Source organism: Paenibacillus lignilyticus, assembly GCF_017942085.1.
Lineage (GTDB): Bacteria > Bacillota > Bacilli > Paenibacillales > Paenibacillaceae > Paenibacillus_Z > Paenibacillus_Z lignilyticus.
The window spans coordinates 956,083-979,548 of sequence record NZ_JAGKSP010000002.1 but is presented as its reverse complement, the minus strand read 5'-3'; the positions used below and the strand labels follow the sequence as shown (position 1 = coordinate 979,548).

The following is a 23,466-nucleotide window of genomic DNA, read 5'->3' as shown; positions in this document are numbered from 1 at the left end:
ATGTGAATCTCGCATGAGGTAAATTAGTAGCAAGAGACTTATGCTATAATCGACAAAACAACGCAATCCGAGTGCAACATGTGCGGGATGCCGAAGCACCGCCGCGCTATAAGGGGAGATGCAGGAATGAACGGGCAAGGGCGACAAACGATTCAAGATGAATTATGGTTTCTGCAAGATGAAGCGCTTCGGGAAGCGAACCTTGTTGCTGAGCTTCCGGCTGAGGCATGGGATGCTTTGCAGCAGGCAGCGGTTAAGGTAAGGCAGGATGAGAGATTGAGCGCGCTGGCAGTTCGCGGGCATCAATTGCTGTTTTCGGGTGACGCCGGCGAGGCCCCCAGCGGAGAGACGTTCTCCGGCATTCTTGCCGAGATGGGTGAAGGGGCGGAGCTGTATCAGCCGCTTATCCTGCTTAGCGGTTTGAATCGGCTTCAAGGACTCTACGCGGAGCGAGGTATTCCGCAGGACATTCTGAAGCATACCCTCAGCGACATGGCGCTGTGGATGCGCGATTATTACGGCCGGCACAGTCGCTGGGGACTTGGCAACGAGTGGCTCGTAAACCATATGTCCTTCCGACTGTTTCGAGTCGGAAGGCTGCAGTATGAGCGCGGCCGCTTCGGAGGCGGCAGGCAAGTGCTTCGCCACCTTGGCACTCGCGAGGTGGTCGTCTTGGCGGAGAGCGGCATCCGCTTCCGCGGCGATGGTCTTATCGATGGCACGAATGACCGCTTCGATGAAGAAGGAGCATGGGAAGCCGTGCTCGAAATCGGCGAAGGCAGCATTAGCGGACACCGCATCACGGATGGCGGATTCGCCGTTCGTCAGCCGGAGACGTTCCGCGCCGACGAGTGGGAGATCGTGCTGCGCGCCGGCGATCCGGTTCTGGATGTCCATATTGCTGCCGATGGCAAGATGGATCACGCACAGTGCTTGGATTCCATGCATGATGCGGTAGTGTTCTTCAAGCGGTATTTTCCGGAGGAAACTCGACTCGCATTCGTCTGTACATCGTGGCTGCTGGATCCGCAATTCGAGCAGCTGCTGAGCGATTCCGCGAACATCGTCCGTTTCCAGCGCGAGTTCCGGCTCTATCCGGTAGGCGGCGACGGCAAAGAAGGGCTGCGCAGAATCTTCGGCACCTTGTACGACGATTGGACGAAAGCGCCGGCCGATACTTCGCTTCGCCGCGCAGTCCTTGGGCATCTCGCGAACGGCGGCGCGCTGCGTGACATGGGCGGGTTTATTTTGATGGACGATCAGGCGACCGATTAACCTAGGGATGGACAATCAAGTAAAATGCTGCATGACATGCAACATTCTGCCCCGCAGAGTGGGCTAAGACAGCCCGATATTGCTAGAAGTGCAACATTTGGCATTAGAATGGATGCCAGGAGGCTTGTTTGGCCGAAAATGTTGATAGCAAGGCAGCATTTCCTTCGCCAGCCTCCCTATTCGTTTGAAATGATGCGTAAATGGCAACATTTCAATCTGATATAAGGGGTGCCCGCCTGATGAAGTGGCGAATAAAAAATGCCGCACCACGAAGTTACTTCGTAGTGCGGCATTTTTTTGTGCTTCCTGCTGCTCGCCGTCGGCTGCTATTGACGAAGCTGCGGCATTGGCAGGAACGTCATGTTAATCGGCAAGTAGCTGCCGGATGCGAGCGTGAAGACTATGTCGAGCGTTTCCGCTGCGGCACCGGTGCGGTAGAGCACGGCCGTTTCATTTTGCGTCAGGAGCGCGCTGTCGGTCGTAACCGGAACGAGTTTTCCGTTGACGATGAAAGCCCCTGCATAGTGACCGCCTCTGGCATTGATGCCGACAATCGTGTTAGGCGCGACTTGCACCTTCATTTTGTACAAGACGCCGAAGTTGCCATAATCGTACTCGAGCAGACCGGTCATCTCGTCAATGCCATCCACGAGCTTGTCGATCTTGCTGTCTCCGAGTAGGATACTTTGCGGCTTCGCACCGACCGGCTCGGAGGTGCTCAGATCGATCACGCGATCGGCGTAATCGAATGTGCCGCGGACATGCTTATTATCGCGTGGCATAACCGTTAAGGAGTCGAGAATCGGCAGCGGATCTTGTTTATCTTGAACGACAACGATCCGGTAGCGAATGTTTGTCGTCGAAACGACGTCCGCATAAGCGGAGAACACATCCCCCGGCTTAACCGGAACGTTCGACATCTCTGGGAGCAGTATCTTGGATTCGCCCGGAGCGAGTGTCACGTAGGAAGCCGGTACATTTTTGGTAAGTGCATCCATGTAGCGAATCGTGGCCATTTTGCCGGCCATAATGGTGGATTTGTCCGGACCGCCCTTGCCCCATGCGCCGACGCCTACGGAAGCTTGGCCGGTACTGCTTGTGTTAGTTGCAATTAGGTACATTTTCAGCGGGTAGCCTGCTCCGTTCTCGTTATAGAAGAGGAAGCGGGTTGAGCCTGAGAGCTCCGTGTCATAAACAAGACCTGTCGTCATCCAACGTTCAGGACTGTTGCTGTGTACAAGTCTCGCCGGTTCATTCGTGTACGTATAGGAGAGGGTCGGGTAGTTGCGCACAGCCGTGCCATCCATCGTATACTTGCGTCCAACCGGCGTGAAGAGCAGGTTAAATTCATCTTCGGTGTACAGGATTTCCGGAATGACGGTAATCATCTTCGTAACGGTGCCGATCAATTGCCCGCCATCTTTGACTTCAAGCGTGACCGGGAACTGGCCATCACTGAAGAATGCAGGAGAATTTCCCGTGAATTTAGCGGAAATGATGTCATTGCGGTCATCGGTGCTCAGATCGGTGTACGTGACAGGCTCTCCGATGCGATAAGTCGTTTTATCCGTTGTAAAATCAGCTACCGGCGGCTGATTCGGCATCTGCACGTTAACCGTAACGCTGAATGGCTCGCTCCATACGCCGTTCTCCCCTTGAACCCAGTGTGTTACGACATGCATACCGGCTTCCTGGAAGATGGACTCTCGTCCTTCCCAGCGCTCATGGGTGTTCGTTTCATCCACTGCGGTCGGGACGCCGTTTACCAAATAATCCACAACCGTTTGCTGTGCGAAAATTTCAGTAGGCTGCACAGTGAATTCCGCAGATGGCGGCGCTTCCCAGCTAATGACGGTGTCGAGACCGCGCGGAATAATGCGGCTTCCGGTCAAATTCGACCACATGCGAAGCGGTACCATGAGCGAACCCTTCAGGATGAAGGTCGGACCCGGGCCTTTGATCGATTCGCCGTTGCGTTTAATCATGTCGCTGCCCGGCTTGAATCGAAGCTCGATGTCCCCGGCCTTTGCGATGGATTCTTTTGTCTTCGCATCATAGGACAGCTTGTAGCCGAATGGCCCTGCAATCCCGTTCAGCGCGGCGTAAGATGAGCCGTTCTTGATCGTTAACGGCTGCGCGGCTTTCAGCGGCTTCTTGTTGAACAGCATCGCGGTGCTGTTCTTCTTCAGCACAAGCTCGTTGTCCGGCGTGAGCAAGCTGCTAATGGGTACGGCACTCACGATCGGATTAGCGGTCGTTGAGTCGCCCGTCGTCGTTGTAGTTGGTGCATCGGTCGCAGATACAGGTGCATCGACCGTTCCTTCCGCGGATAGCGGCGCTGTTTGAAATAATGTTAGCAGTGCCAAAGTACAGACAACATAGTGCTTAAGTGGTTTCATACGCGACTCCTTCTCTATTTCGAATCGATAATTTAGATGACCACTGTTTAAACGACTATATTTACCATAAAGTTGCGATGCTTGGAAAAGAAAAATTGAAAACGAAAATGGAATAATCGGGAGCAAGGTTCGGCTTGCTGCTTATTTGTGTTAAAATAGGTGAAAAAATCCGGTGGGCTGTAGACGCAAGAAGAGAGGGAGTTAATCATGAAGTCGGGATACAACAAGGAACCGATTGTGACGATTCAGGGCTGGGAGCATGAGGCATGGTCGGGTTATGAAGCAATCGGAAATACAGTACGGGACGCCATCTCAGGCAAAAGCAAATCGAAAGCCGTTGTCGTCGTGGAATGCTATCCCGGCGTAAGACAAGAGGAAATTCTGGCAGGACTGTCTGCGGCATGGACACCTGCACTTATCATAAAAGCTGAAGATGCGGCGCTGGAGCCCGGCGAGATTGACCGCAAGGTCGAGCGCTATATGACGGATGACCGCGTGTTTGGGTATATGGCGCCATTTCGAATGGAAGAATGCTATGATGCGGACAAGCTGCAGCAGCTTCGTGACGACATAGATGCTGTAGCGTCAGGCATCGTTGTCGTAATCGGCTTCGGCGCAACCCTTGTGACAAGCGGCGATGTGCTGCTGTACGCCGACTTGGCGCGCTGGGAAATTCAGCAGCGTTATCGCGCGAAGACGTATAGCAACTGGAGAACGAATATCGTGGAAACGGATATTCTCCGGTTGTACAAGCGCGGCTTCTTCTTCGAATGGCGGATGGCGGATCGACTGAAGAAATCGCTGCTCGGCGGGATCGATTATTATCTGGATACGAATGAGGCGGATGCTCCTAAGATGGTTTCCCGGGAAGCCTTGTTTGCCGGTCTGGCCCAGACGGCAAGTCAGCCGTTCCGGCTCGTGCCGTATTTCGATCCCGGCGTGTGGGGCGGAACTTGGCTGGAGGCCAACATCGAGCTGCCGAAGCGGAACCACCCGTATGCATGGGGGTTCGATGGGGTGCCTGAGGAGAACAGCTTATATTTTCAATACGGTGCGCTTCGGCTGGAGCTGCCTTCGATTAATCTGGTCTTCTTCGAATCCATTAAGCTGCTGGGAGATAAGGTGTATTCGCGTTTCGGGGCTGAATTCCCGATCCGATTCGATTTCCTCGATACGATCGGAGGCCAGAAGTTAAGCTTGCAGGTGCATCCGACGACGGAATACATTCGTGAGCAGTTCGGTATGCCGTACACGCAGGATGAGAGTTATTACATTCTGGAGGCGGTTCCCGGCGCGGAAGTGTACTTGGGGCTGCAGGACAACGTGGATTCGGAGCAAATGATGGCGGATTTGCGCAAGGCACAGCAAGGTGACTTTACGTTCCCGGCCGAGAAGTACGTGAATGTGTATCCGGCCGCTAAGCATGATCATTTTCTCATTCCGGCGGGGACGGTTCATTGCTCGGGTGAGGGCTGCATGGTGCTTGAGATTAGCGCGACGCCCTATATTTTCACCTTTAAGCTGTGGGATTGGGATCGTCTCGGGCTGGATGGCAAACCGCGCCCTGTCCATGTGGACCATGGGGAGAAGGTCATTCAGTGGGAGCGGACGACGGAGTGGACGAAGAGCTGTGTCGGCCGAATTGAACCGGTGGCGGAAGGCGAAGGCTGGAAGGAAGAGCGGACGGGGCTGCATGATCTGGAATTTATCGAGACGCGGCGGCACTGGTTCTCCGCACCGGTTCGCCATGAAGCAAACGGCAGCGTGCATATGCTGAATTTGATCGAAGGGGAAGAGGCGACGGTGGAAAGTCCGGTCGGCGCGTTCGAGCCATTCATCATCCGTTATGCGGAAACGTTCATCGTTCCGGCTTCTGTTGCGGCCTATACGATTCGTCCAAGCGGTCCAAGCGTTGGCCGGACAATCGGCACGATTAAAGCATTTGTCAGAGCTTAGGGAGGCGATCTTTATGAACCCGGGCGTCATTCTGGCATTTGATGTTGGCGGTACGCAGATTAAGGCAGCTGTCATGCGAGACGGTTCCATCATTGAACAGACGATTGGGCAGTATGAGGCAAAATCGAACTTGGGGGCGGATGCCATCCTGGCGCATTTCGTTGCGATTGTGCAGGATATGCTGAAGCGAGGCGGGCTGGATGAGGTTGAGGAACCGATTAGCGGCTTCGGGCTCGCATTTCCCGGCCCTTTCGATTACGAGAACGGAATTTGCCTGATACGCGGGTTGGGCAAATTCGAGTCTCTGTATGGCCTTTCCGTCGGACAGCTGCTCGAAGATAAGCTGCGTGCGAATGAAGGACTTCGGAGGCGGCTGGCGCCGCGGTTCCGCATTGCTTTCGAGAACGATGCCGCGTTGTTTGGACTTGGCGAGACGGCCGGCTCACGGAGCGGTCACGGGGAGCCGGGGCGAGAGCGGGCTGTGTGCCTTACAATCGGGACGGGGCTCGGCTCTTGTTTCTTGGAGAACGGCCGTCTGGTGAAGCATCGCGCAGATGTGCCGGCTAACGGCTGGCTGTATCAGACGCCATACCGAGGTGGGATTGCCGACGCATACATCTCGAAGAGCGGCGTGCTGCGGCTTGCGAAGGAGCTGGGCGTGTTGCCGGACACCGAAGGTGGCAGCGATGTGCGGGAGCTGGCGGAAGCCGCCCTTCGCGGAAATAAGCCGGAGATCGGGCTGTTCGAGGCGTTTGGCGCGCGGATGGCCGTGATTTTGTCGCCTGCGCTGCGGCAGTTTGACCCGGATGTCATCGTCCTTGGCGGGCAAATCTCCAAGAGCGGCAGCTTGTTTATCGAAGCCTTCCAATCGGGGCTCGCAGCGCAGCAGCTGAAGGCACAGGTGCGTATCAGCCGAGATACATTCGCGAGTACGTTTAGAGGCATCTATGAATTTGTAAAGGGGATGATCGCGTTGAATACGGAATTGCTTAAAGAGAAGGCTGTGACGTTTTTAAGTCTGGTAGCCTCGGGAAAGGTGCGCGAGGCCTACGAACGTTATGTAGGACCGGACTTCCGTCATCACAATTCCTACTTCCGTGGCGATGCAGAATCGCTCATGCTGGCGATGGAAGAAAACGCCGCCTTGAATCCGCACAAGACTCTTGAAGTCAAACGCGCCATCGAGGAAGGGGATTGCGTGATGGTTCACTCCCATGTGAAACAAAAGCCTGAAGACCTGGGAGCTGCTGTCGTCCACATTTTTCGTTTCGCGAATGGCCGCATCATTGAACTGTGGGATTTAGGTCAGGCTGTCCCGGAGCATTCCATTAATGAGAACGGCATGTTCTAGCTGTATTACCGGGTATAGAAAAACCGCCAATGGATAGGCGGTTTTTTCTATGCCCACAAATACACCTTTAATAACGGTTGCCCAGCAGCACCAGTATTTGATTGGGGCGCGTTCTTCTCAGCACATAGTACCCTTTGTCTGCGAGAGTGGCGATGCCATTATCGTTCGGCGCACATAATCCGCCAGGCTGGCAGGAACCATCATCGCGTACCAGCAGCTTGCCAACCATGCCGACAGCTACCCATTCCGGACGGCTTGACCGAGGCACGTAGTCTTGAAGCGGGTCCCAATCAGGATTCAGTATAGGCTGCCGTTCTGTGCGTCCGGGTGAGAGCAATTGGCCGGATGCGTCCAGCCGCACCGGAATCTGTACATCCTGATACAGGGTCCGTCCCCACTCATCGGTCATATATTTGCGATGCCAGCCGAGTTCGGCATTTCCGGATAGAAAAGCGGGTTTGCTGCTGGTAATGCCTACGATATAGGGATCCGCAGAAGCAGCGATGCGAACCTTATCTCCTACTAGGGCCAGGAAATAACCCGGTTCGATAGGTTTTCCGTCAGAGGTTTCAAACATCTCCGCATAGTCGGCAGCAGGACTGCTCACCGTTCCGTCGATTTTCACATCGCCATTGCTTAATATTTTCGCTGCTATGCCGGGCGCTTCGTCACTTAATCCATTGGCCAAATACCACGAGTAAGTCAGCTCATTGGCTGAGCCGAATTTCCCCATAATATGAACCCCTTCCAGCAGGTTAGTGGAAGTGTTCAGCCCTTCTGCATGCGAAAACATGCCGTCAGCAACCGTATTAACCCCTTGAGCATGCGAGGAAAATCCGCTTGCGGTCGTTACGGCGCCTTCCGCGTGCGAGGATTGTCCGCTGGCAACGCTTTGGTTGCCTTCGGCATGGGAGACATCGCCGCTTGCAACCGTGCTCTGGCCTTCCGCATGCGCGAACATGCCGGCTGCAAGGTTAAGGTTTCCTTCCACATGCGATGCTCTCCCGCTGGCGGTGTTGCTTTCTCCTTCGGCATGCGCGCATTGTCCGGTAGCGAACGTCTCCATTCCTTCGGCGTGAGCATCCAAGCCGGAAGCTTGGGTCAACTCCCCTTCGGCGTGCGCATTCATCCCATTGGCTATTGTATTCATGCCCTCCGCATGCGAGCGGTCGCCGATCGCCTGCGTCACCTCGCCTTCCGCATGCGAATAGATGCCGGTCGAAGTCGAGCCGCCGCCTTCCGCATGGGAAGCAGGTCCGATTGCAATAGTAAAGTAGCCCTCCGCGTGCGCGGCAAAACCGCTTGCAACGGATAGAAACCCTTCCGCGTGCGAAGCTTCATTGGTGGTAGCCGTTTCTCTGCCTTCGGCATGGGAATAGATTCCCTCAGCGAGTGTACTTCCACCTTCCGCATGGGATGCAGGTCCTTGAGCCGTATTGGCATATCCTTCTGCATGAGAGGCAAAAGCAATCGCCGTTGACTGGAATCCTTCCGCGTGCGAGGCGTCTCCGCTTGCTAACGTATCTAAACCTTCAGCTTCGGAGCATGTCCCCGTTGCTTGCGCATTGCATGGTGCCATGTTGCAACATCTCCTTTGGTAAGACATAATGAGGGTGAATCTATTTCCATATTATTACATGAGAGAAAATATGATTGGATGCTAGAGTTCTTTTTCTGAGCGTATATAGAAATGAGTCATCGTGGGAGGAATTCAGTGTGTCAGCCGATAGACGGAGCAGTATCGAGATTGCGATGGTAGAGATTCCTGCGGGAGAAATGGAGTTAAGGGACGACCGGGTGAAAAAGAAATGGAAAGCGGAGATTAAGCCCTTTCAGCTTGCGCGATATCCGGTAACGGTGGGGGTGTACGGTGAGATTGGATGGGACGCAGCTGTTCCTTCGGATGGCGATTCGAGGCTGCCGGCGGTCAACGTCTCTTGGCTGGATGCCGTGAAGTTCTGCAACCTGCTGTCGGAGAGAGAAGGATTGCAGCCTTGTTACGCTATGCGTCCCTCGGGTGACGTGGATTGGAATCGGGATGCGGATGGTTATCGACTTCCTACGGAAGCGGAGTGGCAGTATGCGTGTAAAGCAGGGACTGCCGGTTATCGGTACGGCGAGCTTGATCAGATTGCTTGGTACGCGGAGAATGCCGGCGGTAAAGTCCATGAGGTAGGTGGAAAGGAACCGAACGCATGGGGATTGTACGATATGTTGGGCAATGTGTGGGAATGGTGCTGGGATCTCTATGATGAGGAAGTGTACGGCCCTTATCGGATTTTTCGAGGCGGGAGCTGGGCCGAAGAGGCCAGAGGCTGCGGAGCCACCTGCCGCCGCCGCAGCCACCCGACCTTTTGCATCGATGACCTTGGATTTCGCCTGGCCCGATCTATTGCGACTAGGTGAATAGGCGGATATACCGCTTACGTCAGCAAGAAGAGGTCGAAGCGGGGCACATAAGCGGATATAGCGCTTAAGATGTGGCACAATCGCCGAAACCAGAGTGAAATTGCTCTTTCGGGCTGCTGTTAGCGGTAATTTTGCTCTCCGCTACCGCTGAGAGTTCACAAATGGAACTCTCAGCGGCGAAATCGCCGAAAGTTCCGGCTGAGAGTACCAGAATCGAACTCTCAGCAGCGAAAACGCCAAATTCCATCTACCGAGGAGGTTCAGCTATGACAACAGACCATCGGCTGCAGCAGCTTTTTGATGATCCCATTGATCAAATTACGGTTCTTGATCCCGGTTATTCCGGGCATGCGAGCGATGTTTGGCTGGTGAAGACCGCGGCAGGGGAATGTGTCGTACGTTCATCCAGATTGAAGGAAGCGCCGACCCATGAGTTTTGGTGGGGGTGTTACGATTTATTCGGGATTGATCCCAGAAGTATGCAGCACTTCGCGGCGAACGCCGCAATGCTGGGTACGCTTGCGGATATCCCGGCACCGCGAATACATAAGCATCAGCTCATTGAGGGCAGAGAGTACCTCGTCGTCGAGAAAATGAACGGGCAGGCATTCGGGTCGTTCGCTACGCAATCCGACGCCCTTCTGCATCAGTTAGGCGTCTGGTTGGCTCGCGTGCACGCGCAGCGATGCGACTATTTTGGCAACCTTGCCGGGGATCCAATCGGACGGTCGGAATCCTTCCATACTCACTTAGCTCGCACTATGAAGCAGCTCGTTGAGCTTGATTGTACAAATGATCCGAAGATAAAGGCGCAGCTTGGTGCGATGCTTCATGCACTGGACGTTCTTTCGGTACCCGCTCATTTCTGTCCTATTTTTATAGATCTGGATTCGTCGCAGTTCCTCATTCATGAGGGGATGTTGTCCGCGGTAGTAGATGTTGAAGCTTATGCGGTAGGCCCGCGCGAACTTGATTTTGTCGGGTTGGAGTATGTGCTTGATGAGCGAGCAGCCATTCCTTTCCTCGAAGGTTATGCCACTGTCCTCGCCCCTCCCGACATAACTGATTATCGCACTGTCTATCGTTATTTCTATCGGCTGTTAGGCGTGCAAGGATCGGCTGATCTGGATCTTTGGCTTGCGCAGCGGGCATTATTTCTCTAAGGTTTTATGAGTAAGCTTTTAGCGGGGTGATCGTTTGCGGATAAGAAGTATGTTTGATACGGGTGATCGAGCAGCAAGAACAATGGTGTTCCTGTTTATATGAACTATGATGGTCGAGGCGGTAATAGAGTCGTATTCAAGAAGTTGCTCTGAAGGGAAAGCATGCCATGAAGAAAAAGAAGACAATCAGAGACATCATCTATGTCAGCCACATGCATCCGAATAACTGCTTCTACTCGTATGGGATAGAGTTTCATGAGTTTATGATAGGCGTGTTTCCCAAACCGGAGAACCTGATTCTGCTCCAGCATCAATTCTCGAATGCGCAATGGAATCCGCGCACGCGATTCGATTATGTGACACGGGAAGAGCTGGATGAGCTGATTGAGGATGATGTTTATGGGTATGGGGATTTTTGTTGGGTGGATCTTGCGAAAGAAGAGGATTTAGATGCATTAAGCAACGATCAAATAGCGGAATTATTATTCTTCGGGCATCTGGCTAGACCTTTGCATCAAGTGCCAAAAGCGAGATTCGCCTATTATGCTCATGATGATGGCTGGTTTAACAAGCTCTATGTAACGGATCTGCACGATTATGAAATGCTTTTGGCTAACGTTATCGCAGAGAAGCTTCGGAAGTTAACAGGTAGAAAGTTCGAGGCTATTCCGAAGGACATCGCAACAGCACTATTGGAATCTACCCGAGATGGATTATTCATCGACTTATCCAAAGCGATCAAGGATGCAGCCGAATATAAGATCCCCCTTACAGCGGTTGGCCACTTCACGGATATGGACAAAATCTATGGCTTGCGAGATGGAATAACGGAATATAACGCTTGGTTGGTCTATTCCGAGAAGGCTTGGAAGCTCGTGAAATAAGCAGATTGAAATGATACCCACTTCCCAGAAACAAGAAGAAATAAGCTTGGCGTCATGACTACGGAGCTCCGCTTCCGGGAAGCCTGCTCCCTGCACGGGATATCCACCGAAATGCCCTATTATCAACCGTCTGCTGCGGATTCAGTCCAAATGAGTTTGTTCGACGATGAGGAGTGTTCCTATGGATGACAAGGACAATGATATGGAGATTGTTCGCAAATTCTACGATGATACGGTGCAGTACGAATGGAGTCGGCTCGAACGGCACAAGGTGGAGTTTGAGCTAAGCAAACGTTATATGAACCGCTATATCAAGCCGGGGGACAGAGTACTCGATCTTGGAGGCGGTCCGGGCAGGTATGCTCTTCATCTGTCGGCGCTTGGCTGCGAGGTGACGCTGGCAGATCTGTCGCCGAACAATGTGAACTTTGCGCTAAATAAAGCAAAGGAGCTCGAGCTGCCGCTTGAGGGGCTATGTGTAGACAGCCGCGACTTATCGGGCATAGCGGACGAGCAATTTGATCATGTGCTGTGCATGGGGCCGATGTATCATCTGAAAGAAGAGAAGGATCGAGCTGCGACCATTCAGGAATGCCTCAAGAAGCTAAAGCCAAACGGTGTCTTATTCGTCTCCTTTGTTTCATCTTACTCCTTCGTCTGGGATTACTTGATCCGGAACCCGGCATTTATCCTGGCAGATGATCGCAGAGCTGAGCTTCATATGATGATTAAGGACGCGAATTTTGCCGGACATGGATTCACGGACAATTATTACATCCGTCCCCGGGATGTAGCGCCATTCTTTGAAGCCTTCCAGCTAGAGAAACTGCATATCATCAACTGCGAAAGCTTCCTGTATCTGCGTGAACCGGAGCTTCTGACGCAGCCGCCCGAAGTGGTATCGGCTTGGCTGGACTTGGCGGAGCAAGTATGCGAACGCGAGGAGCTATTGAGTTTAGCTGAACATTTCATGTACGTGGGCAGAAAGAACGAATAGTTGATCATGACGAGGAGGGCTGCCGACCAGGCAGCCTTTTATCATTTATATCCGTGAATTTGGAATGGACCAAAACCGTTTGCCGTTCTGCAGAGTCTAACTAATAGAAGAAGCAAAATGGCAGGAGAGGGAAACGCATGGAGGATGAATTGCTGGCCCTTGCAGCTAAGCGCGGTGACGATGCGGCCTTCTACAGCCTCATTACGCGACACAAGGATAAAATGTACCGGATTGCGTATTCGTATTTGAAGAATGAGAACGATGCGCTTGAAGCGGTGCAAGAGGTGACCTGCCGGGCGTACATGCAGATACACAAATTGAAGGAACCCGGTTATTTTGGCAGCTGGCTGATTCGCATTCTGATGAACTATTGCGTGGACGAAGCCAAGAGACAGGCGCGCCGGAATGAGAAACAGCAGGTGGCAACAGGCGCCGGGGAGCAGCATGTGGCGAGCGGTGAATCGGCTTTGCTGGAGAGAGTCGTGCTGGAATCCGCGGTGGAACGGCTGGATGCCAACTATCGCACCGTTATTGAACTGAAATATTATCATGATCTGACGATTACCGAAATCGCCAGAACGTTAAGGAAACCGGAAGGTACGATTAAAACTTGGCTGCACAAAGCACTCGGCGGACTGCGGCAGCGGCTGGAGAAGGACGGTGAGCCCCATGAATGAGTTTCGTGATTCGAACGAGCAGGATTGGCCTCAATTGGAGGCGATGAAGGAACAGATTAATCAGATTGTCGTTCCTTCGACGGTCGAGGAACGGATTAGGAATGGCATGCGGGTTGGCCGGCAACGCAGAAGGCGCCGTACAGTAACCAGATTTGCTTCATACACAGCATGTCTGCTGCTTCTGATCATGGTTGCTTCCGTGCGTTTCTCGCCGGTTGTTGCGGCCTATGTGGGTGATCTTCCCGGACTTCGGTCACTTGTTGAGCTGATTAATGATGACAAAGGGCTGGAGCTTGCAATCGAAAATGATTTCATGCAACCGGTCGGCCTATCCGAAGAACATGATGGAATCAAGGTGACAGTGGATGGCGTGCTTGCTGATGAATCGAGGGTGATCGTCTTCTACACCTTGACGAATATGGACGGAAGAAAGCGGGTCGTGAATCTTCAGAAGGTCGATCTGGCGACGAAAGAGCAGATGTCCATCTCGCATGGTTCTTCCGATTTCAGTGAAGAGTGGGTTAGCAAGCAAGGCACGGTCGATTTTAATTTCCATAATGGAGCGGAAGTTCCGGATATTCTCCGACTGGAGCTTAAGGTCGGTAAGGATGAGAAGGCGGTCGCTGGCCTGCCGTTTTGGCAGTTCGCGATTCCTATAGATAAAGCCAAGTTCGAAGGCTTGAAGGAAACCTACGCGATCAACAAAACCGTTACCGTGGAAGGTCAGCGTATTACCTTTGGGACAATGACCGTTTATCCTACTCGGATTGGGCTGGAGGTCGCCTACGATCCGGCGAACACGAAGAAACTGTTCTACTTTGACGATATCCGGATCGAGGATGAACACGGCGAAACGTTCGGGACGATCAATAACGGCGTATCCGGTTCGACCATTGACGAGAACAGGCAAATTCTTTATTTCCAAAGCAACTATTTCCGCAAGCCGGACCGGCTGTATCTGCGGGCAAATAGCATTCGGGCATTGGACAAAAACAAGCTGGAGATTCAAGTGGATCCGGATCAGAAGAAGCTGCTTTCAAGCCCGGACGGCCACCTTACTTTAATAGATGTCGGCACCAGCAAGGAGGATGGTCAGCGCATACTTGTCTTTAAACTGACAAACGATAATCCGCTTGATGAGCACCGTCAATACAACATCCTAGACATGAGATTCAAGGATGCATCCGGAAAATCGTTTGAATCGGGTATGACGGGATCGTCCGGCGATGAGTTCCAATATTTCATTAAGAAGGCGAAATATCAGAGCCCGTTGACGCTCACTATCGTTGATTATCCAACACGAATCGAAGGGGATATTAAGCTGAGAATGAAGTAAACCATCGTTGATAGGCCGCCGGTTATGGCGGTCTTTTTCACCGTCCAGTAACCTTTTTGGAACGTAAACGTCTAAGATCTATGAAGATATCCTAATTCATGGTACTGGGGTGGAGTGGAAGTGAGACATTCACGTTTACTAAAGCTGATCTTGCTCGTTAGTATGGCTGGTTTCATGATTCCGGTAGGCGCTTCGGCGGAAAGCTTGCAGGAGCAGCCGATGGCTTTTGGAGGAAAAGGGATTACGAACGTCAAACAAGTTGCTGCAGGATACGCAAGCACGCTTGCGCTGAAGAATGACGGTACGGTCTGGGCATGGGGAGGCAACCTGACGACGCGCCTGACAACGGCCGCCGTTCAAGTTCCGGGATTATCGGACGTGGAGTCCATTACGTATTCTTCCGCCTATGCGGATACGGCTGCTGTCGTAAAGAAAGATGGGACGGCATGGATGCTGGGGTATTTACGTTATGGCACTTTCGACGGTGTAACTTATTCATCCAATAATACGCTATTCACGAGTGTTCCCAAACAAATTGAAGGACTGCAAGACGTGGAAGATATTCAATTCGGTTATAATGCTGCGTTCGCGCTGAAGAAGGATGGGACGGTCTGGGCATGGGGAAGCAACGAGTATGGCGAATTAGGGAATGGACAAGTCAAAACCCTTGCCGCACCGGCTCTAGTAGCGGGTTTGCCTCCAATTACAGCCATACATAGCGATGGCATTACAGCCTTCGCAATCGACAAGAATGGCAAGCTTTGGTATTGGGGATCGCCGTATTGGTATTATTACCAGACCGGGAAACAAGCTGTCGTTACGAAACCGAGATTATTTGATAAGCTTGATCATATCAAGGCGATTTCAAGTTCGGGGAGTGCTACTTTACTGCTGCGTTCGGACGGTACAGTATGGTCGTTTGGCGATAATTACGGCGGCGTGCTGGGTAGAAGCAAAGATCCGTTGGAAGGGCCGATCCATCTGGAGCAGATCCCGGAGCTCCAATCGATAGAGGAGCTGTCTTGCAGTTATTTGCAATGTTTGGCGCTCGATGAGCTTGACCACGTATGGGTATGGGGTAATAACTCTTACCGCCAGATTGGAGACGGTTTGCAGCCGCATCGGTTTGATCATCCCGTGAAGCTGGCGCATCAGCAGGCAGTGAAGGTTGTCAGCGGCTTTCGGACTTCTTTTCTCATTAAGAAGGATGGTACATTATGGGGGGCTGGGTTAAACGGAGAGGGTCAGATTGGACGTGGGCTGCTAGGTGCATGGGGAGGAGAGGAAGGCTTCGGCGTTCCGCCTTACTCCTATGAACCGTATTCATGGGGGACATTCTCGGTTACAAAATATGAACCCGTATTGGAAGCCCCTCGCGTGGCGGTGAACGGGAAGCAAATTGCCATGTGGTCGATGCAGATTGATGGGACCGTGTATGCCTCGGTTAGAGGGATTATGGAGGCGCTTGGCTATCGAATGACGTGGAACCCAACGGACAAAATAGCGGTTGCTCTCAAGGATGGCAAGGAATTCGCCTTTCATACGGAAGAAACGGGCGGAATTTATAAGAATGGGCAGTCTATCGCCGTGGGCAAGGAAGTATACAATGTAAGAGGGGAATTGCTGGCACCTGTCCGCGAGCTTGGTTCGGCCTTTGGTTGGACTACGGTATGGGAACCTGAGCGTTATACAATACATGTAACGGAGTAGAACCGAGCTAAGTGGAGGAGAAGCCTAACGATGAGCAAGCATTATCAGTTCCGTCAAAATGAAATCGAACAAATCGTGAAGCAGTTTGGGCAAGCGTTCTATGAGAAGGTATTGAGGGATCTCGATACCTTTGCCGAACAATGGTCGCTGAGCGAGCTTCGGCTCATCCCTTCCTACTCTGCGAATCTGGTATTTAAATGTGAATCTGCTAGATTCGGAAGCGCGGTACTGAAGATAGGGAGAATTTCTTCCGCAGAGATAAACACGGAATATAACACCTTGCTCCGGTATGATGGCAGACGTTTCTGCCATGTTTTTGATGCGGACGTCGTTCGGGGCGTGCTGCTTGAAGCGTGCGTTAAGCCGGGAAATCCGCTAAGGGAAGTGACCTCGCTTGCGGCAAGATTGGATGTATTCAGCTCGTTGTTCAAAGGCTTGCACATATCGGTCGATAACGCAGCGCAATACCCAACTTACGTAGACTGGGTCCGTAAAATAACCGACTACATGGCCAAACGTCAGGATTGCAGTGAATTAGCAGCCTATATGAAGCGAGCGGAAGCGATCTGCCTAACCCTATCTGAGGCGTATACAGGGCAAATGCTGCTGCATGGCGACTTCCACCACGATAATATTTTGCTGGGACAGGATGGTATCTATCGCATTATTGATCCGAAGGGCGTAATAGGCGATCCTGTGTTTGATGTTCCGCGGTTTATCTTAAATGAATTTGATGATGATTATTCGGAAGCAGGTTATGCGAAAATCAGCGAGATTATCGCCGTATTGGAGAAGAAGCTGGGCATTCCGAGCACCATCTTAAAGCAATGCCTCTTCGTCGAGACGGCCATGAGCTCATGCTGGAGCATGGAGGATGGTGCGACAGCTGAGGAATATTGGGAGCTGATCAAACCGGTTGCTTTTGCAGAATCGATCATGAATGGTTGATGGCTTACTTGAATGCAGGTTCAGGTTAGGGGGAATTGGTTGTGGAACATATCATTACGGACCTCTTTCATCGTCATGGCGTCCTTGCCCTTGCGGCGGAGAGATATGGGCTTAGCAGCGACGAGGTCACTTTAATCGGTGGATTTCAAAACTTTGTATACGAGTACGAGCGCAATGGCCGCGCTTGTATTCTGCGAATAACGCCGGGAAGCCGTCGGACGGTCGGTGCGGTTAAGGCAGAGCTGGAATGGATTCAATATCTGGTGAGCCACGGGATATCAGCTTCGATGCCGATTCCGTCTGCAGCCGGCGAATGGGCCGAAGTCATTGTGACGGCAGAAATGTTCTTTACTGCGGTTTCGTTCGAGAAAGCTCATGGGCAGAAGGCGAATTATCCGGCGTGTCTGGATGACGACGCATTGTATGAAGCTCTCGGACGCATCACGGGTAACATGCATGCTCTATCGAAGAAGTATAAGCCTGAGGACAGCAGCATCTGTAGGTTGGAATGGCGTCAGAACGATTACTTGAAGGACATCGATCTCCTTCCTCCGACACATCAACGCGTGAAAGACAATTACAGCATGATGGTAGAGAAGCTAAACCAGCTGCCAACGGATCGGGATGCTTATGGACTTATTCATGGGGATATGGGCGTCGGTAATTTTGTCATGGACGGGGATGGGCGGATTACGTTATTTGATTTTGACGAAGCGCAGTACAGCTGGTTTGTTGAAGATATCGCGATCCAGTTGTACTATCTGGTTTATGTCTATGGAGGCGATGACGGACGGGCGTTAAGAGAGGATCAGGCTCGCCGATTTATGCGTTCTTTTATGAAAGGCTATAGTCTTGAAAACACTTTAAGCGAGCAGGATCTGAAGCAGATTCCGTTATTCCTCATGCTGAGAGAATTGATCGTGTACATCGGGGCGTTTCGCAATTATGACGGGGATGAAACGTTCAGCAGCTCGGATAATCAGTGGTTTAAGGATTGGATTGCCGAGAGTAAAGTTCGGTTGGAGAATAACGTTCCTATCGTGGATATTTGGTAGGGGAAGCATTGGTACGGGTGGGAGGAGAGGATTGTTATCGTACATGAACCTGAATTAGTCGTGAAGAATCCCGTGAGAACGAATCCTTGTTTCTGCATAAGCTTGCGGTTCGGCGAGCATATGCAGGAACAGGGTTATCGAGCGAAATGCTGCGATGGGCCAAATCCTATGCGACTTTAGCGGCATAGGTTTGATGGTTCGCTGGATTTCTTCTTCTACAGTCCCACCGATAATACGAATCGCTCTGTTCGATTAACCTACGATCGGCCTTCCTACGAGGAAGAGCGAAACAACCTGCGAAGCCAAAATCACTCCGCGAATTGGATGCCGTATGCAGTCCGGATACCGTGGTATCCGTGAATCTACAAGACGGGGATCTCGTCTATATCCCATTGAACAGTACCAATAAAGCCGACCACGAATCGATTAACAAGGTCTGCCGTATGCTGAAGAAATTCGTTAAGAGCGGCGTCGAGGAAGCTGCTTCCATTGCGGAAGTCGAGACCTTTTTCCATGGGATGTCGATTAGCTTCGCTGACGGGAGCTATTTACAAGTTCAAGAAGCGGGGCAAACAGACTGTCCATAGCAACGGGACGAGGGAAACAGCTTGTACTGGACGACCCGGAGGCTTATAAGGATTTCAAGCACCTGAAAATCCTTCCGCCGAGAAGCTAACTACCATGATCCCCCTGCCATGGAAGCTGAGAGTGCGAAATATGAACTCTCGGCGCCGACAATACAACGAAATGATGCCGAGAGTCTCGAAATAATACTCTTACGAAGCAAAACGTATCGCCCAATTGATAGACCGCCGATGGAAAGTGATCGGTGGTCTTTTTTGCGGTTGCAACTTTTTCCTGTGACACACGTCTTATTTAAGTGTAAAAAAATAGAAGTTGAGATCATATAAGGAAGGTGCAGTGTAGATGAAACCGATTCAGAGATCTAGGCTGCGACTTATGGTGGGGACGGCTTATTTTACATGGCGCAGATATGCTCGGTGGCTCTTCGGAGGTATCTCATTCGCTCGAACTTTCTCAGAAGAACCGCTGGAACATGTTGTTTTTCATCATGCAACGCCGACGCTGCGGAAGCTTAAGGACGTGGATATGTGGCTGCAGCATAATAAAGAGATCAATCTGGCGCTTGCGATAAAGCAACTTCATGGACTCGTCATTGCCCCGGGAGAGACGATGTCTTACTGGAAACTGATCGGGCGAACAACCGCGCGAAAAGGCTATGTGCCGGGAATGGTTTTACACTATGGCAAATTCAAGTCAGGGTTAGGCGGAGGGCTGTGCCAGCTATCGAATTTAATTTATTGGATGACGCTTCACACGCCGCTTACTGTCATGGAACGGCATCGACATAGCTATGATGTATTTCCGGACGCGAACCGTACACAGCCTTTCGGCAGTGGAGCGACTTGTTCCTATAATTACTTGGATCTGATGATTCAGAATCAGACGACAATTCCTTATCAACTAGTGCTTGAGTTGAAAGACCATGTTCTGACGGGGGAGTGGCGCGCAACCGATAAGCCGCTTCATACCTACGAAATCTATGAGAAGGAGCATCGCATTGAGCAGCAGTATTGGGGCGGCTACGTTCGGCGTAACGTGCTTCATCGGCGTGTCTATAATCAAGCTAATGAAATGGTAAAGGATGAGTATATCACTGAGAACCATGCACTCATGATGTACGCACCTTTATTGACAGAGCCTGTATCTCACGGGGATAAGACGGAGGTAACGGTTTGAACAGACATGATGGCTATAAAGGAGGTTCGAACGGTAAATGGGCAGCATCGGCTTGGGGATTTTAATTGTATTCGTGGTCATTGTTACCTTGATGTTTTTTGCGGGGGTCATGTTGGATTTTATCAGGCCCAGTGTTCTTCAAGTACAGCTCTTAGGGATTCAATTCACGTTGTTCGGAATCTTAATCTTATTCGCTTTCGATGGGGCAACAGGATATGGCGTGACGATTGGTATAATCGGATTGCTTACAGGGATCTTCGGGTCATTCCGAGATACGGCAGATGTAACTAATAGCAGCGGCGGGTGATGGTGTGAAGAAGGCAGGCGAGGAGAGCCATCCATGAAAAAATGGTTGCATGCGATCGGATTCAGCGGTGCACTTTTTGCTGTTACAGCGGTCGACGGAGGATTTCATAGCAAGTTCGTCTTAGCAAGATCTGCACGCTTTTGTGGAGGGTAACATGAAGAAAATGATACTAATCGGCTCCGGCGGTTCCGGGAAGTCCACGTTAGCCCGCAAGCTGGGAGAACTTCTGTCAATCGAAGTTCATCATCTGGATGCACTGTTATGGAAACCAGACTGGATTGCTGTCTCTAAAGAGGAGCAAATAACGATTCAAGATGAACTGCTCGGTCGCGACAGATGGATTATCGACGGAAATTATGGCGGCACTTTGGATAGGAGAATAAAGGCGGCAGACACCGTCATTTTTGTGGACCTGTCCAGGTGGATCTGTCTTTATCGGGTATTAAAAAGAAGATTCCGGCACCGACATACGAAACGGATAGACATGGCAGAAGGCTGTGAAGAGAGAATTACCCTCCATTTTATGAGATGGGTCTGGGCGTATCCAAGCAAACATAAGCCGAAAATTATGAAGCAGCTTATGGAACTGTCAAATGATAAAAGCATTATTGTGCTGAAGACGCGAAGCGAAGTTCGAACGTTCCTGGAGCGTATAGAGCGGGAGGCGAGCAGGCGGCAGCACTAGCTTATGTGAACCAAGTAATGGTATTGGAGTTGAAATCGATGTACCTGCGCAGTCTCGAACTGATTAGGAATGAAGAAACAGATCCGAAGCGCTATCCATTCTCGATACCGGCTTTGAAGTATTTGAAGTCATTGTCTTTCCGGACAAACGTGACCTTTCTGGTAGGGGAAAATGGTTCGGGAAAATCGACGCTTCTGGAAGCGATCGCGTTTCAATGTGGATTTAACACGGCCGGCGGTGGACGGAACAACAATTATGATGTGGATGCCTCGCATTCCATTCTTGGGGAACATATTCGATTGTCGTGGATGCCGAAGATTACGAATGGTTTCTTCCTGCGCGCCGAAACGTTCTACCACTTTGCCTCGCATATCGATACGATGCCGGATAGTTTCGGGTCTTACGGGGGTCGCTCTTTGCATAAGCAATCGCATGGCGAAGCGTTCCTGTCGCTGTTTCAGCATCGGTTTGGCAAGAAGGCGATCTATCTGCTCGATGAGCCCGAGGCAGCGTTATCGCCTGCAAGGCAGCTGGCCCTAATGCGAGTCATTAAGGATTTGGAAGAGGATGCGCAGTTCATAATCGCGACGCATTCCCCGATCCTTCTCGGCTACCCGGATGCGCAGATCGTAAACTTCGATGTACATCCCATTGAGGAAATCAAGTATGAGGATACGCTCCATTACATCGTCACAAGGCGGTTTCTTGAAAATAGAAGGACGGTTCTGGACGAGTTGTTCTCGGATTCGGATTCGGATGAAGATGACGACGAGTGATGGCGTTTCTGAACACAAGAAAGAGCTGCCCGTATAGCGGCAGCCCTTCCGTTTAAACTTTAAGAGAAGGAATTTTCAACACATCGCCGGCTTTAATATCGTCGTTGTTCTTCAGATGATTGGTCTGCGCGATGTTTACGGCGTATTTGGTGGAGCCGTAGTGTTTCCGTGAAATGCTGGAGAGCGTCTCGCCTTGCTTCACCGTATGATTGGCAATCGGCTTCACGACAGGAACCGCCGGAATAATTAATGAACTTCCCGCAATCAAATTCTTGTCAGGATCCAGTTTATTTTGCTTCACGATCAACTCTACGTTTTTCTTCGTTTGATAGAATTGCAGAGAAATAGTAGACAGGGTATCGCCTGTGCGAACCAGATAGGTTGCCGGCAGCGTGACCTTGGAGTAGTCCATGTTCTGCGGCTTGGAAGCCGACGATCCGGCAGCCGATGATAGAGCTGGAATCTTGATGACATCCCCTGCGACCATATCATTGATAAACACAATATGGTTGTACTCCGCCAAGCGGGCGACGTACTGCTTGGAATGGTAGAATTTCATCGATATCGAGGAAAGCGTGTCCCCTTCTTTGAGAACATAGGTCATCGGGTATTTTACGGCAGGCTTAGAAGCTGTGCTCGATGAAGGCTTACTAACCGGTTTACTGGCTTGCACGACCTTAATCTGCGGCTTCGAAACGGATGGTTTGTCCGGCGTGACAACAGGCTTCACGGCAGTTTCTTGATCATCGTTGACCGAAGTTTCCGGCTTCTCAGTTGTCGTAGTGCCGGAAGATTTCCCCGGAGCAGGCGCTAACTCATGAACAACCTTGTCTCCGTCATTCTTCGTAGTAGATTCGGTCTTGATCACCTGCATGCCTACGGGATCATTCCCTGTCGCCGCTTGCTTCGGATCGGATCCGGATTGTGCTGCATATATGCTATACAGGATTCCGCTAATCAGTAGGATGCCGGCTGTTGCCTGGACCATTAGCAGAGTGCTTTTCTTCTTTTTCGTACGAGCGGCTCTGGGCTGCAAATCGCTTCTTTTCGAGTCTTTGTTCAAAGCGCATACTTCCTTTCGTGTTCAGAATCTCTTTCATTTCCTATATCTTACTATACTTAACCGTCTCGAAACGGAACATTAGCGAAATCAGGTGATTGGCACTAGAGCGGGGCAGGAGAAAGCACCTAATTGGAGTACGGACCTAGGATTCTGAAGCCGATACTCGTAAGGAGAATGGCGGACAATCGGGCATTTGAAGTAGTTCATACCGTTCATGGGAGAGGAAAATATCTAATCGCTGCGAAATAATTAGAAGGCCAATTTTACGAAAAATGAGACTGGGGCAATGTGATGCAAATACTCATACTGGTAAAGCAAATCGGAAAACGCAAACCAATCCTTGGCGAAATGGCCCTGCCATTGCCTCATTCGCCGTCAACGCTGGAAGAGCTGATTACGCTGATCGTAACGCTCGAGGTAGAGCGGTATAACAGCGGTGATGCTGCTCAATCCAAGGTACTGACAGCGTTGACGGAGGACCAAATCGCGGATCAGCTGGAGTCCGGCAAGGTTGGATTCGGTGCGAGGTATAACCCGAATCAGCAAGACGTAGTCCTGGCCATAGAGAATGCTTGTCTTAGCTACAAGGACGGTCTCTACAAAGCATTTATTAATGATCGGGAGATCGGGAATCTAGATGAACGTATTGAGCTGCAAGACAATGACCGAGTTATGTTTATACGATTAGCGATGCTTGCAGGACGAATGTGGTAG

The 23,466-nt window shown here is 51.3% G+C and carries 21 protein-coding genes and 1 pseudogene; 19 read left to right on the top strand and 3 right to left on the bottom strand.

What is annotated here, in order from left to right; translation table 11 throughout:
• Positions 1-126: 126 nt before the first annotated feature.
• Positions 127-1,275 carry an acyltransferase domain-containing protein gene (locus tag I8J30_RS09390; protein WP_210657445.1) on the top strand — a complete coding sequence of 383 codons (1,149 nt, stop codon included), beginning with the start codon at positions 127-129 and terminating at the stop codon, positions 1,273-1,275.
• A gap of 326 nt (positions 1,276-1,601) precedes the next feature.
• Here the strand turns inward: I8J30_RS09390 and I8J30_RS09385 are convergent, their stop codons facing one another.
• A complete protein-coding gene (locus I8J30_RS09385) occupies positions 1,602-3,674 on the bottom strand; it encodes a copper amine oxidase N-terminal domain-containing protein (RefSeq protein WP_210657443.1) in 2,073 nt (690 codons plus the stop codon).
• A 207-nt stretch (positions 3,675-3,881) separates the two neighbouring features.
• Between I8J30_RS09385 and I8J30_RS09380 the strand changes: the two genes are divergently transcribed.
• From I8J30_RS09380 to I8J30_RS32975, 3 genes and pseudogenes are all read left to right on the top strand, one after another.
• A complete protein-coding gene (locus I8J30_RS09380; RefSeq protein ID WP_210657441.1) occupies positions 3,882-5,630 on the top strand; it encodes a class I mannose-6-phosphate isomerase in 1,749 nt (582 codons plus the stop codon).
• A pseudogene (locus I8J30_RS32980) lies at positions 5,521-6,519 on the top strand (ROK family protein); the annotation flags it as partial. The gene I8J30_RS09380 and the pseudogene I8J30_RS32980, both read left to right, overlap by 110 nt.
• A 75-nt stretch (positions 6,520-6,594) precedes the next feature.
• The gene (locus I8J30_RS32975) at positions 6,595-6,981 is read left to right on the top strand and encodes a nuclear transport factor 2 family protein (protein WP_240548004.1); all 387 of its coding nucleotides are present in this window, start codon (positions 6,595-6,597) and stop codon (positions 6,979-6,981) included.
• Positions 6,982-7,048: 67 nt separating this feature from the next.
• Here the strand turns inward: I8J30_RS32975 and I8J30_RS09370 are convergent, their stop codons facing one another.
• Entirely contained in the window at positions 7,049-8,560 is a 1,512-nt protein-coding gene (locus I8J30_RS09370; protein WP_210657438.1) for a peptidase G2 autoproteolytic cleavage domain-containing protein, read from the bottom strand.
• A 137-nt stretch (positions 8,561-8,697) separates the two neighbouring features.
• Between I8J30_RS09370 and I8J30_RS09365 the strand changes: the two genes are divergently transcribed.
• The 14 genes from I8J30_RS09365 to I8J30_RS09300 all read left to right on the top strand — a co-directional run bounded on the left by I8J30_RS09365 (position 8,698) and on the right by I8J30_RS09300 (position 21,689).
• Positions 8,698-9,387, top strand: a complete 690-nt coding sequence (locus I8J30_RS09365; protein WP_338044840.1) for a formylglycine-generating enzyme family protein — start codon at positions 8,698-8,700, stop codon at positions 9,385-9,387.
• Positions 9,388-9,656: 269 nt separating this feature from the next.
• Positions 9,657-10,553 (top strand): phosphotransferase, encoded by an 897-nt coding sequence (locus I8J30_RS09360; protein ID WP_210657436.1) that lies wholly within the window; start codon positions 9,657-9,659, stop codon positions 10,551-10,553.
• A 167-nt stretch (positions 10,554-10,720) separates the two neighbouring features.
• Positions 10,721-11,437, top strand: coding sequence for a hypothetical protein (locus tag I8J30_RS09355; protein WP_210657434.1), 717 nt, complete (start codon positions 10,721-10,723; stop codon positions 11,435-11,437).
• A gap of 181 nt (positions 11,438-11,618) precedes the next feature.
• Complete coding sequence (locus I8J30_RS09350; RefSeq protein ID WP_210657433.1) at positions 11,619-12,434, top strand: class I SAM-dependent methyltransferase; 816 nt, start codon at positions 11,619-11,621, stop codon at positions 12,432-12,434.
• Positions 12,435-12,571: 137 nt separating this feature from the next.
• Positions 12,572-13,111, top strand: coding sequence for a sigma-70 family RNA polymerase sigma factor (locus tag I8J30_RS09345; RefSeq protein ID WP_210657431.1), 540 nt, complete (start codon positions 12,572-12,574; stop codon positions 13,109-13,111).
• Positions 13,104-14,447 carry a DUF4179 domain-containing protein gene (locus I8J30_RS09340; RefSeq protein ID WP_210657429.1) on the top strand — a complete coding sequence of 448 codons (1,344 nt, stop codon included), beginning with the start codon at positions 13,104-13,106 and terminating at the stop codon, positions 14,445-14,447. The genes I8J30_RS09345 and I8J30_RS09340 overlap by 8 nt, the downstream gene beginning before the upstream one ends.
• 120 nt (positions 14,448-14,567) lie before the next feature.
• Positions 14,568-16,157 carry a stalk domain-containing protein gene (locus I8J30_RS09335; protein WP_210657427.1) on the top strand — a complete coding sequence of 530 codons (1,590 nt, stop codon included), beginning with the start codon at positions 14,568-14,570 and terminating at the stop codon, positions 16,155-16,157.
• Positions 16,158-16,187: 30 nt separating this feature from the next.
• On the top strand, positions 16,188-17,105 hold the full coding sequence (locus I8J30_RS09330; RefSeq protein ID WP_210657425.1) for an aminoglycoside phosphotransferase family protein: 918 nt from the start codon (positions 16,188-16,190) through the stop codon (positions 17,103-17,105).
• Between the two features lie 41 nt (positions 17,106-17,146).
• The gene (locus tag I8J30_RS09325; protein WP_210657423.1) at positions 17,147-18,160 is read left to right on the top strand and encodes a phosphotransferase enzyme family protein; all 1,014 of its coding nucleotides are present in this window, start codon (positions 17,147-17,149) and stop codon (positions 18,158-18,160) included.
• Between the two features lie 356 nt (positions 18,161-18,516).
• Entirely contained in the window at positions 18,517-18,747 is a 231-nt protein-coding gene (locus I8J30_RS09320; protein WP_210657421.1) for a hypothetical protein, read from the top strand.
• Between the two features lie 340 nt (positions 18,748-19,087).
• Positions 19,088-19,921 carry a VanW family protein gene (locus I8J30_RS09315; protein WP_210657419.1) on the top strand — a complete coding sequence of 278 codons (834 nt, stop codon included), beginning with the start codon at positions 19,088-19,090 and terminating at the stop codon, positions 19,919-19,921.
• Positions 19,922-19,958: 37 nt separating this feature from the next.
• Positions 19,959-20,228: a hypothetical protein gene (locus I8J30_RS09310; protein ID WP_210657417.1), complete on the top strand. Its 270-nt coding sequence runs from the start codon at positions 19,959-19,961 to the stop codon at positions 20,226-20,228.
• Between the two features lie 154 nt (positions 20,229-20,382).
• Entirely contained in the window at positions 20,383-20,913 is a 531-nt protein-coding gene (locus tag I8J30_RS09305; RefSeq protein WP_210657415.1) for a DNA topology modulation protein, read from the top strand.
• A gap of 38 nt (positions 20,914-20,951) precedes the next feature.
• Positions 20,952-21,689, top strand: coding sequence for an AAA family ATPase (locus tag I8J30_RS09300; protein WP_210657620.1), 738 nt, complete (start codon positions 20,952-20,954; stop codon positions 21,687-21,689).
• Positions 21,690-21,741: 52 nt separating this feature from the next.
• Here the strand turns inward: I8J30_RS09300 and I8J30_RS09295 are convergent, their stop codons facing one another.
• Positions 21,742-22,752, bottom strand: coding sequence for a LysM peptidoglycan-binding domain-containing protein (locus I8J30_RS09295; protein WP_210657414.1), 1,011 nt, complete (start codon positions 22,750-22,752; stop codon positions 21,742-21,744).
• Positions 22,753-23,043: 291 nt separating this feature from the next.
• On the opposite strand from I8J30_RS09295, the gene I8J30_RS09290 reads away from it, so the two are divergent.
• Complete coding sequence (locus I8J30_RS09290) at positions 23,044-23,466, top strand: MoaD/ThiS family protein (protein WP_210657412.1); 423 nt, start codon at positions 23,044-23,046, stop codon at positions 23,464-23,466.

Bases quoted from the DNA above. Each gene is read 5' to 3' on its own strand.
- I8J30_RS09390 (WP_210657445.1), top strand. From the start codon at position 127: ATGAACGGGCAAGGGCGACAAACGATTCAAGATGAATTATGGTTTCTG.
- I8J30_RS09385 (WP_210657443.1), bottom strand. From the start codon at position 3,674: ATGAAACCACTTAAGCACTATGTTGTCTGTACTTTGGCACTGCTAACA.
- I8J30_RS09380 (WP_210657441.1), top strand. From the start codon at position 3,882: ATGAAGTCGGGATACAACAAGGAACCGATTGTGACGATTCAGGGCTGG.
- I8J30_RS32975 (WP_240548004.1), top strand. From the start codon at position 6,595: ATGATCGCGTTGAATACGGAATTGCTTAAAGAGAAGGCTGTGACGTTT.
- I8J30_RS09370 (WP_210657438.1), bottom strand. From the start codon at position 8,560: ATGGCACCATGCAATGCGCAAGCAACGGGGACATGCTCCGAAGCTGAA.
- I8J30_RS09360 (WP_210657436.1), top strand. From the start codon at position 9,657: ATGACAACAGACCATCGGCTGCAGCAGCTTTTTGATGATCCCATTGAT.
- I8J30_RS09355 (WP_210657434.1), top strand. From the start codon at position 10,721: ATGAAGAAAAAGAAGACAATCAGAGACATCATCTATGTCAGCCACATG.
- I8J30_RS09350 (WP_210657433.1), top strand. From the start codon at position 11,619: ATGGATGACAAGGACAATGATATGGAGATTGTTCGCAAATTCTACGAT.
- I8J30_RS09345 (WP_210657431.1), top strand. From the start codon at position 12,572: ATGGAGGATGAATTGCTGGCCCTTGCAGCTAAGCGCGGTGACGATGCG.
- I8J30_RS09340 (WP_210657429.1), top strand. From the start codon at position 13,104: ATGAATGAGTTTCGTGATTCGAACGAGCAGGATTGGCCTCAATTGGAG.
- I8J30_RS09330 (WP_210657425.1), top strand. From the start codon at position 16,188: ATGAGCAAGCATTATCAGTTCCGTCAAAATGAAATCGAACAAATCGTG.
- I8J30_RS09315 (WP_210657419.1), top strand. From the start codon at position 19,088: ATGAAACCGATTCAGAGATCTAGGCTGCGACTTATGGTGGGGACGGCT.
- I8J30_RS09310 (WP_210657417.1), top strand. From the start codon at position 19,959: ATGGGCAGCATCGGCTTGGGGATTTTAATTGTATTCGTGGTCATTGTT.
- I8J30_RS09305 (WP_210657415.1), top strand. From the start codon at position 20,383: ATGAAGAAAATGATACTAATCGGCTCCGGCGGTTCCGGGAAGTCCACG.
- I8J30_RS09300 (WP_210657620.1), top strand. From the start codon at position 20,952: ATGTACCTGCGCAGTCTCGAACTGATTAGGAATGAAGAAACAGATCCG.
- I8J30_RS09290 (WP_210657412.1), top strand. From the start codon at position 23,044: ATGCAAATACTCATACTGGTAAAGCAAATCGGAAAACGCAAACCAATC.